The organism is Acinetobacter sp. WCHAc060006, from assembly GCF_004209135.1.
Classification (GTDB): domain Bacteria; phylum Pseudomonadota; class Gammaproteobacteria; order Pseudomonadales; family Moraxellaceae; genus Acinetobacter; species Acinetobacter cumulans.
In genome coordinates, this window is sequence record NZ_SGSS01000012.1 from 75,307 (window position 1) to 90,024 (window position 14,718).

6 protein-coding genes are annotated in these 14,718 nt (G+C 36.5%); 4 read left to right on the top strand and 2 right to left on the bottom strand.

Annotated elements, in window-relative coordinates; translation table 11 throughout:
• Nucleotides 1-268: 268 nt before the first annotated feature.
• Nucleotides 269-6,901, bottom strand: coding sequence for a strawberry notch C-terminal domain-containing protein (locus EXE29_RS09105; protein WP_120364233.1), 6,633 nt, complete (start codon nucleotides 6,899-6,901; stop codon nucleotides 269-271).
• A 31-nt stretch (nucleotides 6,902-6,932) separates the two neighbouring features.
• Entirely contained in the window at nucleotides 6,933-8,567 is a 1,635-nt protein-coding gene (locus tag EXE29_RS09110; RefSeq protein ID WP_005005782.1) for a hypothetical protein, read from the bottom strand.
• Nucleotides 8,568-10,259: 1,692 nt separating this feature from the next.
• Between EXE29_RS09110 and EXE29_RS09115 the strand changes: the two genes are divergently transcribed.
• The 4 genes from EXE29_RS09115 to EXE29_RS09130 all read left to right on the top strand — a co-directional run bounded on the left by EXE29_RS09115 (nucleotide 10,260) and on the right by EXE29_RS09130 (nucleotide 14,259).
• Nucleotides 10,260-10,736 carry a hypothetical protein gene (locus EXE29_RS09115; RefSeq protein WP_005005780.1) on the top strand — a complete coding sequence of 159 codons (477 nt, stop codon included), beginning with the start codon at nucleotides 10,260-10,262 and terminating at the stop codon, nucleotides 10,734-10,736.
• Between the two features lie 167 nt (nucleotides 10,737-10,903).
• Nucleotides 10,904-12,694, top strand: coding sequence for a hypothetical protein (locus tag EXE29_RS09120; protein WP_005005779.1), 1,791 nt, complete (start codon nucleotides 10,904-10,906; stop codon nucleotides 12,692-12,694).
• Nucleotides 12,687-13,289 carry a hypothetical protein gene (locus tag EXE29_RS09125; RefSeq protein WP_005005776.1) on the top strand — a complete coding sequence of 201 codons (603 nt, stop codon included), beginning with the start codon at nucleotides 12,687-12,689 and terminating at the stop codon, nucleotides 13,287-13,289. The genes EXE29_RS09120 and EXE29_RS09125 overlap by 8 nt, the downstream gene beginning before the upstream one ends.
• Nucleotides 13,290-13,413: 124 nt before the next feature.
• Nucleotides 13,414-14,259, top strand: coding sequence for a hypothetical protein (locus tag EXE29_RS09130; RefSeq protein WP_024160863.1), 846 nt, complete (start codon nucleotides 13,414-13,416; stop codon nucleotides 14,257-14,259).
• Nucleotides 14,260-14,718 lie beyond the last annotated feature (459 nt).

The following is a 14,718-nucleotide window of genomic DNA, read 5'->3' on the forward strand; positions in this document are numbered from 1 at the left end:
TTTTAGAATCTGTATCAACATTCCAAATAAAGTCTTCTTTAAAGTCAGAATTAAAACCAGTTGTGATGTCTAATTCACTGTCAAAATCCACTAAATCTGAGTTATTAGAAGATTCCTCTAAGGGATTAGAGTTGCACATAAAATACCTGTATTTGTTTTTTAAAACGTCAATGTGATCGTCACGGATATGATACATGGTATATACGAACTAGACCACACGTAATTGTTATTCACGTATGGTCTGGTATATACCTTTTAAGGGAGGGTTTTAGAAAGATAATTGCTGGATTTCTTGATCGTTATCTAAGGTTTTACCCTTAGGTAACTCAGCCTTATAAGCTGGCTCTTCTGGAGGATTAAGCATACGGTTAATTTCATTTAAAAAGTAATCATTACCATCAGGAAGCTTAGATTTTAAATCCAAAAAGGCAGCTTCAATTTTGGTTGTACTGTCCAGCTCGTCAACAAAGCGTTCAACATCCTTGAGATCAAGCGCAAATCTAAACTCATTACGGCCTGGCTCAGTAAAGTGGATGTTCAACGATTCATCTGTTTTACCGCCTTTAGGATCATGGAATACGTTGGTATTCGACATAAAGCGATTGAACTGTTTTGCAACAGATTTCACCGTCACATTAAAGCAGTCTGACCCGTTGTAGTAGAACTCAATACTTGCTTTCTTGTACGGGAAATTAACCTTAGTACCCACATAGTTATTGCGGTTGAAATCAATGTTTACAGGCAATTGATTAAAGAAGTTCGCAATCTCTTTAACTTGCTTAAACGTCACTTGGTTTTCAAGAGAGCTTTCAAACAAGTCAGTTGGTGTATTTGATGGCAATAATAACGCACGGTTACGCATACCATCAGCATCGGTAAATATAACGGTTGAATGTCGTAGATCTAGTGAGCTGACAATCTTATGTGCCTTGAACATATTGCCCGTTAAGGTAATCGCTTGTCGTGTGACATCACCAGACGGCGCTTTCTCAAAATAGGTACGCGTATAACGGGAATAATTGTTTTGTTCAGTAAATAAGTTCACCAAGGGTTGACGATCCTCAACATGACGTCTATTCACATCAGCATAAGAATAAAATTCAGGATTGAAGCGTTTTAGGATAATACGTCCTTTTTCACTCACTGGAGCTACCCAATCCAAGTCTTGCTTGGCATTTTGCATGGTGTAATTGATCAGTGGAACTTTAAACGACTTCTTATCACCAGGGTAAACCAAATCAAGCTTAACCGCATTCGGTGTGATTGCACCTACACGTAACGGCGGTAGGTCTAGACGTAGCAAAGCACCTGTTTTGTGATCTGGCGTCACTTCATCATCAAAAAGACTAGGTTTTGAGATAAGGAACAATAACCCATGCGCTGAATGACCTTCTTTTTCGTTCCTTTCCATAGAACGAGCCAAGAATTTTAGATCCTGAACAATTCGATACATGCGATCAAAGTTAGAGGTCAAAATAGGATCATTGGCAAGATAAACCGCTTCAGCTACTTTTTCAAAAGCATCTGCAGAGTGATCATCAGGTTTACGAAATTGAATATCATCAATGTGTTTTACATTGGCTTCAACAACACCGAAATGATCAAATACTTCGTGTCGATAATCACGAATCACTTCACCACGCATTTGCCCATTTTTGAAAAATAACTTTTGCTTAGCAAAGCCTTCATATTTTTGGTACATCAATGCCTCAAAGTTATAGGCATAGTGTAGTAGTCCGTGTACCGTTTCATTGATGTTTTCATTGATACGTTTAAATTGACGCACCAGATAATCATCACTTTCTTTGAACATGAGTTTTAGATTGTCAGCACGTAATGGCTCAACATGTTCAATGTATTGCAGACCTTCAAAACGCACAGGTAGATCAAAGGTATTGATCTTGGCTGCTTCTGTTTCTGAAGTCACGGTAAAGAAGTTGTCCTTCACTTCAAACTCACAGACTTTTTTAGCTTTCCAGTCTAAAAAGTTGGTCTTGAGAGGGTTACGACCCAACAAGTCTAATTCACGGATCTTATCGTTATAGTCAACAACCAAGTCTTGATAAACCTGTTCTTGCTGACTAATCGGCATCAAAATCAGTTTAGATAGCAACTGGTTCACATGATAGTTTTGCGCCGTGCGATATGATGGTCCTTTTTCATCATCCGAAATATCAATATCAAGTGTGTTCGCCAAGTTTACGTTATTTTTTAAATAGTCCAACGCTACCCGGTTGCCAATGTAGTTGAGCATGTCAGGATAATCGTTTTCGTTAAACTTGGTTTCTGAGTTGGCAGAGACGTTCGCTGATAGGGTAGACAGTTTACGCATCATCATTAAGTGCATACGTGTTTCTGCTGGAATACCCGAATCTACTGTCGTCATAATCGGATGTGATTCTTCACCACGGCGACCCACACGACCGATCATCTGAATCGTATCGGTAGAGTTCTCAGGTTTTTGCAAGAAAAACAACTCACGTTGGCGCAAGTGATCCGATGGAATTGTAGGATCAGGGTTTTTGGCTGCATGTAGAGAAATACCCGTACAACCAGAGCGAGTCACAATAACAACATCGATTTCACCAGATTGGAATTTTGATTGAACCAAAATCTTACCTTGTGTCGTATTGTTCTCTTGTTTATTAACCTTCCATTTGCCGTCTCTTGTTTCCGTTAAGTGGATCTGACGGCCAGAGATTTCATCAATCTTGAAGCCAGCTTTTGTCACCTTGTTACGTAGTACGTCCAAAGGCATCAAAGGTAGGTCAGGGAACTTTTGAATCTTTTCTTTGATACGATCCAAAATGATTTTATACGGACTTACCACTGGATCGCCGTTTTCATTAAATGTCACTTCCGTACTGAGCTTCTTAACGAACGAGTTACCGTAGTTATCTTCAGCTTTCACCACATCGATGCGATCTAACATCACTTCAAGCAAGTCACGGAATTGTGGGAGTTCATCTAAAACAGAAATTTGACTTTGCAGATAGCTACCGCGCTTATCTTCAAGCTTAGTCAATTCCTTTTGAATATTTTTCGCTGCTTTTTCATCGCCAGCGTCACGGTTTTCTTTGATCATGAGTTTTTGAAGCTCACTTTCAAGAAATTCAATTTCTGACGATACCGACTTGAAGTTATTAAACGCTTTTTCTTTTTCAGGCGAATCAGCGGTAACGTCTTGCGCCGTATCTGCTTTTAAAATCGCTTCCATGTGACTTTGCATCAAAATGTTGAATAGACTCTCACCCGTATTTTCCAAACCAATCACGGGCTTTCTACCCTCATGTAACGCCTGAATCACAGCATCACTTGTAGAGTCAGTTTTCAATGCCAATAGGAATTGCTTTTGGATCTGGTACATTCGAGATCCAAAGTTCATCACACTCAAACTTAAACGGTTTTTCGGATCGTCTGAATCCTGATGAAAGTCTAAATTGGCAACAGCATCATCATCATTGGCAATGTTTTCTAGCGCATCGAGGCGAATGTCTTTAGAAAATTTCACCATGTCCGTCAAGATGTCAGAAAGAACATCTGAGTAATTGTGAAATTTCTTAATTTCCTCTTCAGTTGGCACAAAGGTTTGAATGGTAATGTGCGAGAGATCTTGCTCTCTACGAATCATTGCAGAGCTATCTACCAAACCTTCAGAAATAAACTCCAAAATTGGACCATCTGCATTATCGATAACCTTTTGTAAGTCATTACGAGATACGGATCGAGGGAACAATTTATGGAAGAATTCAAGATTTTCAGGTTTCTTAATTGCCGATGCAGACTGGAAATTAATTAGATTGGTCTGATCAATAACATCTAAGAAAAATTGACTTGTAGCTGATTTCAAGGATGCTGCACGGTGCGTTTCATCCATCACCAAAACAGTGTCTTGATTAATAAAACGAGTCAATAACGCACGTTTACGGTTTGGTCGGTTAAATTGGCTATACGTTGCCAATACCAAGTCATGTTGCGCTGGAATATCTTCAATTTCCTTAGGTAGATCTTGGCCAGTGAATAAAACCTCTTCAGTACCAAAGCGGTTAATCACAGCATCCGAGTTAAAGATAAACGGATCTTTAAAGAACTTGTCACTGTCTGTAGCAACAATATCACGCCAAATGTCGTTCAAGAGTTGCGTTGTATCTGTAAGGAAAACAGGGGGCTTTCCTCTTAACGCACTATATCGTAAACACGCAGCTGCAATACGACCTTTACCTAAACCCGTCTGGTCGCCAATAAGCACAGGTAAGTTTTGGTCAAAACGTAAAATGATATGGGCAACCGCATCGACCTGTTCACATGCAAAAGCGGACTTTAGTGCATCAAAATTGTCATATTGCAATTTCTTAGCGACATAGGCATCAACAAGAGTAGGGTAGTTACCATTATCGACTTCAGCTTGGAAATTGATACCCCCAAAACCTAATACATTTTGGATGTGTGTAGTCAATTGAGCATTTGCCTGATTAATCGCTTTAATCTGGTTTTTAGCCACTAAAGCAATTGGCTCAGATGCCATAGACATCGGTATATACTTAACTTGGTATATATTTTCCGGAGTTGGTTCTGTTGTGTTTTCAGCATTAGGAACAGGAACAATCGGCTGTAAATTTGATTGGTCAGATTCAACAGTCGGTTCTTCTTTTTGCTCAGTACCGATCGCTAATTCAGAATTTAACTTAGCAATCTCTTCAGCAGTTAAACCCGGTTCCTGTTTTACTTGCTCTACCGCTGGTTCTTCAGCTGGTGTTTGTTCAGGTGTTTCACCCTCATTGGTCGCCGTGGTATCACCTACTTGAAGATTAACGTCATCGTCAAGGTCTTCATCCAGATTTTGGTTCTCGTGCGGATTCTTTACCTCAGGCACGAAATCATTGTCATTTTCATTTTCAAACGTTGGTGTAGCTTCAGTTGGTGTAGGTACATCATCATCTGAACTGGTTGTTTGCGTACTAACTTCAACGGTTCCGAAGTCAAAAGAAACTTTATTCGGTTTTGATTTAGGTTTACGACCAAACATCGGTTTTGGTTTGACAGCTTCCTCTTGCTTAATCTCTTCTTCTTTAGCGACCACGACTTCATCAAACATAGTGACTGCAGACGTAGGCGTTACACTTGATGCAATATCTTCAAGTGGCGAAACAGGCTGTTCATCACCTAGACTGGCAAACAAATCGTCATTTTCTTTTTCAACAGGCTTAACCTCAACAACAGGTTCAACCACTGGTGCTTGTTGTGCTTGTTGCTCAACTGGAGTCGGAGTAGTTGGCTTGAAGTATAGATCCTTATTCGGATTCAAACGATTATAGATTACGTTATTAGCCCATCCCCAAAGTTCGTCATAGTCCGTAATGACTTTCAACTTATCTGGTACCACAGAAGATTGGTAAGTTTGTAGTAACGCTTGTTCGTTTTTACGATTGCCTACCACTAACATACGAACATTTTGATTAGCGCCGTTTCGTGCATATGCATTGCCGTGGATTTCTACAACCGCCTCAACTTCATAATGCTTATAGAGATAATTAAGTAAATTCTTTGATTTACGCTCAACCGTACCATCTGAAATCTGTTTATCTGAGCCAATAATGAAAACTGAACGCCCTTGATCGTTTCGTGCGTTTAGTGATTTAACCAGAATGGCATGGTCCAATTTATCCGTACTGAACCAGACGTTTTCTGATGGATCTACCAATAATGGGTTTGGATCTACGCCGTTACGCTGTTGAACCAAAATTGGTGCAACACGTTCTAGTTTATCCATAGCACCAAAAGGAGGGTTGGCAATCACATAGTCAACTTTTTGCTTAAACGTTTGCTCAAAATCAATTTGTGTAGCATCTGCAGTAACAACCGTGCATTCATAATTTTGAGTCAGTGCTTTTGTACGTTCAGCACGTTTGGGATCTAACTCAACCGCATAGACAGAAGCATTACGCTCTTGGGTTAATAAACCGATTAAAGATCCATTACCCACAGTTGGCTCGAGCACGGAAAAGTTTTGTTTTGTTCGGTTATCACCCTCAATCAATAAGCGCTGAGCCACAAGTGACATCGGGATTGGAGTCGAATATTGCTGTAACATACGAATCGTATTGTTTCGCATGGTCTTAGTCGGCATGCGATTGTATAACGCTAAACTCGTTTTAAATGAGCTCTCAGTAAAATCAAGCTCACCTAACTTTTCGACCATCACTGTTTCAAGCGCTTCTTCTGCAGTATGGATCTGTTTATCTGTTACCTTGGATACATCAACGTCAGCATTTTTGGCTTGCGTGATTAGAGCTAAAAACTTTAAAAAGTCCTGGTGATTATGGCTCTTTGTTTCATGTTCTAATTGATAGATATAGCCTCTTAAGCATTCTTTTAAATCTTTTTGCTTGGTCGCACGTAAGTACAGACTAGACGGCTGATCATTAGGACCTTCAGGTATTTGCGTACCTTGGGCATTCACGTAAAAACGGTTATGAGCTGAAGCATAGATTTTGTTGCCATCAGAGTTATAACCGAGTGGAGTTGCACTATTCAACGCAACGTTCAATCGTTGTGGCACCAATGTTTTTGCTTGGGCATTGAACAAATCATGCAATTCTTGGCGAGTCGCAAGCACACTACGGATAAATTCTTTTGGAATACCCAAAACTTCATGAAACAGTCTTGGTTTGATCGTTTCATTCAAATTGTATTGATACAAGTGACCGTCAAAGTGAGGATAAGCCTCAAACTTCATCGGTGTAAAACCAATGTTATTCAAATTTTCTTTAGATAGTTTTTTTTGAACGTCCAATAAGAGTAATTGGCTATCCGTCTGGCCAACACGCCGTACATCGAGATATACACCAGCTTGTGATAAGTCGATCCATTTAATTTTTTCGTTTAAATCATGAGTAGTCATAGCGAACCTGAAGAAGAATTATTAAATTTGATTAAAAAGTCATGTCGTTATAGACATCAGAAGTCGCAGCCTTTTCTTGGCTTTTCTTAACATCCATTTCTGGCTGTCTGACTTTCATCATTAACTCTTGTGGATCAGGTAAAAGATCGTGGTTGAAGTTCTTAGATAACGGACTATCGATTGAAGCTTTATGTTGCTGTACATGCTCTACCGTAATTTCTGAAAAGTTCAACGCATTCATACGGGTTTGAGTAAGTTCAACAGGCTCGATAAACGAGACAAAACAATTATTCGAGTTCCGTTGGTGTGGTTGAATAACAATAAACGCTTCAGCAAATTGCTGTTTTGCATGCGTCAATTTATTCATGGTCTGACGATCAACTTGACTTAAAAATTGAGGATTTAAGTCGTGCGGTTTTGGATTGCCGTAGTCATCGGTAAATTGATTCACTAGGGGAGGTGCACCAACACCACGAACACCCTCACCAGTACGTAAATCTATTTCTGGATCTACCTTGCGAAAACCAGCGTGAGGCGTTTTATTGTTGAAAAATTTCTTTAAGAACGTGTCTTTGTAAAGCGCACCTAGTTGTAGTTGTTGGCCATGATAAACCTCAGGCAGTAATTTTTGACTCACCAAGCCAGCGTAAAGACGTTTTAAATTTTGATTTTTTTCTTTGTCTACATCTTCATTGTAGAACACTTTAATTTGTCGATCGCCAAGTAATGCAAACAGGGCAATACGGGCCTGGTCCATAACATAAACGTTCTGAGCCTGTTTATCGAACTGGTCTTTTTCATGCTGGTTGGATGGTACAAAATTTGGATCAAAAGTTGCGGTGTGAAAGTCATTGCCGTTCAAAATATCTTTGATACTTTCAATCGGATCTTTAGCAACCCGATAAGACTTTTTAGTTTTATCAATACCGCCACGTTGCATCAACGGATCTGGCTTAGCGAATTGCTTAACACTTTCACGATCAGCACTGTCATAGGTTGGAATCAATGGGATTGTAGTTAATACAGAACCAGACTCATAGCGCACAACAATTTTTGAAAATGGAATGCGCTCAGGTTGGTTGTCAGTACTATTCGATAAAGATTTAACAAGAAGCTGTAAATTATTTTTAATAATAGCGTTATGAAGTGCTGGAGAATTAATTTTTACATTGGGCACTTGCATATGTGCTGCATCTTCAATGATTTGAGCTTTAACAAAGAAATCGCCGTTTTTTTGTTGATGCACATTGATAGAAGTGACTGCTTTGATTAATTGTGAATTCGGGTTGTTACTCATTACGTTGCACCACTGAGCAACATAAGTTTTATAACCGTCAAGAGATTCGTAGGGTGAGTCAACACATTTGTCAAAACAGATAATTCGACCACGGTTAGCACCGCGATTATGTGTGTCTAATGAAGTACGTTGGTTACGTCCAGAATCAAATTTTGCGTGGACTTCATCTACTGAAACATTCTCAGTATGATGCTTGTTGAGTTTATTAATGATCTTCGTGAATTCTTCAGATGAACTCATTCGTATGCGAACTGGTTCATTGGTAGACATATCAAAGCCGTATGCATACAGCTCGTCTTGTTCATCATGTTTGTAAAATTGATCTACAGTCATGACGATACGTTTAATCGTATTATCACTTTTACTCATTTCTTAAATTCCACGCTTTATATTTTTGATTGCTGGTCATTGACTCAAGCTATTTATAAAATACTACAAAACCTCATTGGTATATACTAAGGAGGCAAATAAAAAATTAAAAAATATATTAAAAAGTTTAAGAGTAAATTTTTAAAAAGAAATTTTTTGTTTATTATCTTTCTAATTAAGGGAAGTTAATTAGGGACATTTTTTATGCTTATTTTTCATGATATTACAGGATTAGTACGGAAAAACACAAATGGTACGAGCGAAAATCAAATTCATTTGAGCGCAAATTGAATTTGAATTTTTAGAAAATAAGGCGTTTTTAGCTGGTTTTTGATGTTTTTATCCACTTTCCTATTAAATTCTATCCACAAATTAAGTTCTTGTATATTAGAATGAATTTAAAAATATGAGTAAAATATTGTTCATTTTTTAGCTTTTTGCAATATTGGAAATTTGCAAACTAGCAAGTGTTGTAAGTCGCTGTTTATAATAAAATTAAATAGAATAAAAAATACTTCCAGCGCAAATTAAATTCATTTGAGCGCAAATTAAATTCAAAACGTTGCGGATAACTTCTCCAATTTCCTGAGAGCCTTGATAATAAAGACTTTCAGATTTTATGAGGAATAGCCCTTATATATGACCCAACGATCGCTATTTAGCTTGTTTTACGACAAATCAATAACTTACGCCATTAGGACGGAAGAAAGTTTACAACCCATTTATAAAAAACTTTCGCTGAGTTCAGACTATAACAGAAAATCAATGAGTTACGCCATTAGGACGGAAGAAAGTTTACATCCACTTATAAAAAACTTTCGCTCGTATTTTGACACAACTATAAATCAATAACTTACGTCATTAGGACGGAAGAAAGTTTACAACCCATTTATAAAAAACTTTCGCTGGAAGTTAGGTACAGCCAAAAAGTTATAACCTAACCTTAAAACATACTAAACATACTATCTATGATAGTTGAGCTATTGGATCTGGACAAAAAAGTAAAATCAATAACTTACGCTATTAGGACGGAAGAAAGTTTACAACCCATTTATAAAAAACTTTCGCTCGTATTTTGGCACCACTATAAATCAACAACTTACATCATTAGGACGGAAGAAAGTTTACACCCACTTATAAAAAACTTTCGCTCGAAATTTGCCAGCAATATAAATCAACAACTTACATCATTAGGACGGAAGAAAGTTTACAACCCATTTATAAAAAACTTTCGCTCGAAATTTGCCAGCACTATAAATCAACAACTTACATCATTAGGACGGAAGAAAGTTTACAACCCATTTATAAAAAAGTTTCGCTCGAAATTTGCCAGCACTATAAATCAACAACTTACATCATTAGGACGGAAGAAAGTTTACAACCCATTTATAAAAAAGTTTCGCTCGTATTTTGGCACCACTATAAAACAATAACTTACGTCATTAGGACGGAAGAAAGTTTACAAACCATTTATAAAAAAGTTTCGCTGGGTGCCTATCTTGAGCACATATTTATTTGATCAAGTATTACATTGGTTAACTTACATTGTAATTGTGAATATTACTCATATAAGGCACTGTTTTTCATAGTCTTATTTATTAAGAAATTACTGTTAAAAATGCTTTTAATCGTAGTCTAATTAACGAATTGATGCTATAATGTCTACTCAGAATGCCTATGGGAATTCGAGATATGCAATATCAATCATTTAGTCTTAGACATCAAAAAATACTCATTGACTTCAATGTGTTTAGCTCTGGCTCGTCTGATATTTTGCTAAAAGGTGTTTTATCTGCCGAATTGCTTATTCTAGTTGATAATTTAAATGCATTTTATTCTGCAGAAGACGGTAGATACGTTGTATCAGCTGAAAAAGTTAACCACGTTACAGGTCTAGATTTTAATAAGAAAACTATCAACCAGATCATGCGTGAAGCTTGTGATTTATCATTTATGATTGATACAGATGCGAAGCAAGCTGCAGCACCTATGATTGACGAAATTCAAATCTTATCAAGTGGCGATATTACTTTTAAACTCACTAAAAGCTTTGATTTTTTTAGAAATTCTCTTAGTTTTAAAAGCATATATGAGAAGCTACCATACAGGTTCACTACTTCTAAACTAGAGTTACCGCAGATCGGTCAACAAATAATGTTAATTGCGTAATTAAGCCTCTGACGAGGCTTTTTTATTGTCTAAAATTTAGTTAGTATATACACAGCTTTAAAGCGAAAAGACTACAACGTTAGTTGGGTTGCAAATATATTTTTATTTTTATTTTTTAATTCAATCTCAGGCAATGTACGTTGTACGTTGTCTAAAGTGGAGCAGTTATGCAAGATTCTTCACAAGTCTGCATAAGTAAAGGAATTTCAGAAGATGAAATTTTTGGACTATCGCAGTCAATCAAAGACTCAATTATTAATGCCGAAACAAAAACCATGGATCTCTTGGGTTACGGCAACAAAATCAGTAATTTCATAGTCGAATGTTATCTAGATATTCCAGTTGTTGATCAATTCATTTTTTACTTAATGTTGGTGAATGCCAAAAATAAGTATGCACATCAGCTGCAGCGCGTTATCGCTGAAAAACCTGAATTATCCCAAATTGAAGCATTACAACTAGCGAACAACTTTGTTCTGAATTTTGAATACATCCGTCAAATTCTTTTATTCAAAAATAAAGCTAATTACCTTAGCAATGGCCGTATCAAATCTTTGGCATGGAATACGCTAAATAGTGTTGGTAAAGTGATGCTACCAATGAGCTCTTTACGCCAAATGGACAGCGAACCATTTTCAAGAAATGACGTAGACAGCGTAACTCATAAAAGAATGTTTGCCAGTACGGGCTATTTTGAATTAGATAACAATGCGTTTATTTGCTATCAGCTTGAAGAAACGTTGATTGCCAATCTATCTGAATTAGATTTTGATAAAAAGGGGCGCTACACAGTTCTCGACACTTTAACGGTTCTTGGATTTAAGGACCGTTTTGATCTTTATATGTATAACTTGATGAAGATCAATGAGTTTCGTGGCGAAGTGGTTATTCCTTACATTGACTTCAAAGCATTAACCGAGTTTTCAGTAGAATTTAAATACAAAGCAAGTGATTTTTACCGTAAACGACTTCTTGTTTCATTAGAAAGACTGAATAACAATCCATCTATTGAATTATTTATTTCTGTTAAGTATGAACCATGCAATAAGCGTACACCAGATCGTGACAATTTTTGCAATTATCGTTTTCAGATTCAGTTGAAGTCCAACTATCGTAAAGCGCTTAATACATTAAATGAAATGTGTGCAAAGGTTCAGGATGAACAGGGCAATGAGCTTAAAATCAGTAATGCGCTCTTCACTTCAGCAATTCGATTGAATAATGGTGAACCTGAAAAAGTAATAGAACTTGTTAAGGATCGTTTAGCTGCTTATACAACTAAGAATGGACCATCATATTTAGCTAAAAATCTTAATTTGGTTGCGTCTTATGTTACGCGAGCTCTAGAAGATCTATATAAAAGTAATCACTTCTTTGAAAGATTCCTAAACGATATGAAGCAAGCAGATAATTTACTTTATCTGAGAAATCGTGATAAGAAAGTTGAGATCGAAAACAAAAGTGCATCTACTTTCTCAAGCGAATTCATTAATATTCGCGACAAAGTTGATGTTACCACTTGTGAAATTCTTACAAACGCTGAGTACATTTCAAAGAAAACGGAAGCTACTGTAATTATTGATTATGCTTTCATACGTAATTCTATTTTTATTACACATCCTCATTTGCGCCACCAGCGAAATGCAGACGAGAAAAAATACATAGATCTCGTGTGTGAAAGCACAAAGCTTTGCCAAATATTCTTTGGTACGGGTAATGAAAATAAAAAAACGTTAACTCAAAACTATTTAACAGAACTCCTGTTTGAACATTTTTTTGATGATAATTTCCACTTGAACTCAGATGTATTAAAGAATCTTCTAAAAAAAGATAAGGACTATTGGGTACAAGAAAAGCAAAAGACATTTATGCGGTTGTGGAAACTTGCAAATGAGTTCAGTTTAAAAGCTATTAGTCCAGCGAACTACAACGGTAAAGAGAGTTCAGACAATGAATAATAAACTTTATTTATGTGCAATTTTTACGGCTACTATATTGAGTAGTAGTGCAAATGCCGATTTTAGTGATTGGTATAAAAAAGCAACTTCAAATGAAGATTCAACTCAGCAAGTGCCAGCTCAACAACAGCAAGCACCTGGTCAAATTCAACAGCAAGCACCAGTTCAGGTTCAGCAACAGCCGATACAGCAAAGACAATATAATTCTAATCGGAACACCACAGCTACGCGTTACCAAAACAATAATGCAAATGTCACTGGTGATTCTGGCCTTGAAGCACGAATGAATAACTTGAATTCGACCATTGAGAATCTAAACAAGTCATCAAAAAGTGGTGACAACCTCACGAATAACTATCTAAATATTGTTCAATTCATAGTGATAAACGAAGAAACACGTAAATTGGATGGTAAAGACAATACATCACTGATCAATAACATGTTGGCTGGTATTGTGAGTTGTCAGAATAAATACAAAGTCGATGTTATACAAAAAGTGAATAATCAACTCCCAAGAGATGTTGCTAACACCGTACAACGGTATTTAAGCCAGAATGGACGCTCTATTGGTGCAAACGGCAACTGTTTATACTAATTAAACCCCCTTTTAAAACCGTCCTTAAAAGGCGGTTTTTTTATTCTTAAAACATACCTATTTATTTTAAAACCACATTCTATATACTACTAACAGTTTAATGAATATTAATGTGGGTTTTATCATGATCAGTTCTAAAACAATATATGAACTATATCAATTGCTGAATCAATCCGAAGTACAAGAATTAAAATCATCTATAACTGAGACTTTTGGTGCAGATGTGGAAAGTGAAGTTGATAAAAGCCCGGTCTTACAGCAAAAGATCAATTATTTTATTTATCAATATATACATCTCAAGCATCCAGAAAGAACAGACAAGATCTTATTCGATGCAAATGAGTCGGCTCACGAGGTTGTAAAAACAGAACACCTTAAAAGTGAGCCAGTACCCTTATTAAAAGATTTTGTATCAAACAGCAGCAATAAAAGTTTAGCACCTGAAGAACAAAAAGATGTAATTGCAGTCACTTTACCAGCCGAATTATCTGACATTCCTGTTGAACCAACAAATCAAAACCATACAGGAAATAATGAAGTAAAACATGACTATAACATTATCCTTGATGGTCGAACTAAGCTAAATATATTGCTCGAAAGATATTTAAGTGGTGTTGATGATGTGGCTCGTGAAATCATTGTGAAGTGCTTTCTTGTTATCTCTATATTTGTAGCACTGATCTCTCTTGTTATGGTTCTTCTGAATACGACCAATATTAACCAGATCCAAGAAATGTATGATATTGGCCATAAAACATTCCTATTCCAATATGCTGAAGTCTGCAATGTAAATGTTGAAGTTGCAAAAGCGAATCCATGTGTTATCTCAGAAATCAATAAACGTATTTCTGAACTATCAAATAGCAGATTTTGGAACACGTTCGGGGTGGTGCTTTTCTCACTTTTATCGTGCTTTTTCTTCTACCATATCTCTACTTACCGTGATTCTAAAGATAAGCACAACGGCTAGTCTTAAAAGGAGGGTAGGGCGTTTTAAAATGGTCTTAAAAGGCCATTTTTTTATTTTAATAACAAAGTTTTATAGTTGATAAAAGGTATTCTAAAAGTATAATAGATACACTCTTAAAACTGGAATGCGTTGTGCTTTTTAAAATTCCAAAAACGGGTGAGATTGATTCAAGTGAACAATCGATGACAGGCCTGGTACTCAAATCGGCATACAACTTAGTTGCCATTTTCAATATTTGCTACATCTTTGTAGTTGTATTCTTTGTGTTTGAAATGTTTTTAAATACAACGATATACAAGATTAAATATCTACCAGAAACCCTCAATACTCCATCATATATATTGCAAATCATCATATTCATTTTATGTTTTTCTTCACTTCTGTATGCGATAAACAAAATGTTTGATGAAAAGTATATCCCTACACGCAAAGAAATCTATCTATTCCTTATCTCTTTTA

Coding starts and splice junctions, on each gene's coding strand:
- EXE29_RS09105 (WP_120364233.1), bottom strand. CDS start 6,901: ATGACTACTCATGATTTAAACGAAAAAATTAAATGGATCGACTTATCA.
- EXE29_RS09125 (WP_005005776.1), top strand. CDS start 12,687: ATGAATAATAAACTTTATTTATGTGCAATTTTTACGGCTACTATATTG.
- EXE29_RS09110 (WP_005005782.1), bottom strand. CDS start 8,567: ATGAGTAAAAGTGATAATACGATTAAACGTATCGTCATGACTGTAGAT.
- EXE29_RS09115 (WP_005005780.1), top strand. CDS start 10,260: ATGCAATATCAATCATTTAGTCTTAGACATCAAAAAATACTCATTGAC.
- EXE29_RS09130 (WP_024160863.1), top strand. CDS start 13,414: ATGATCAGTTCTAAAACAATATATGAACTATATCAATTGCTGAATCAA.
- EXE29_RS09120 (WP_005005779.1), top strand. CDS start 10,904: ATGCAAGATTCTTCACAAGTCTGCATAAGTAAAGGAATTTCAGAAGAT.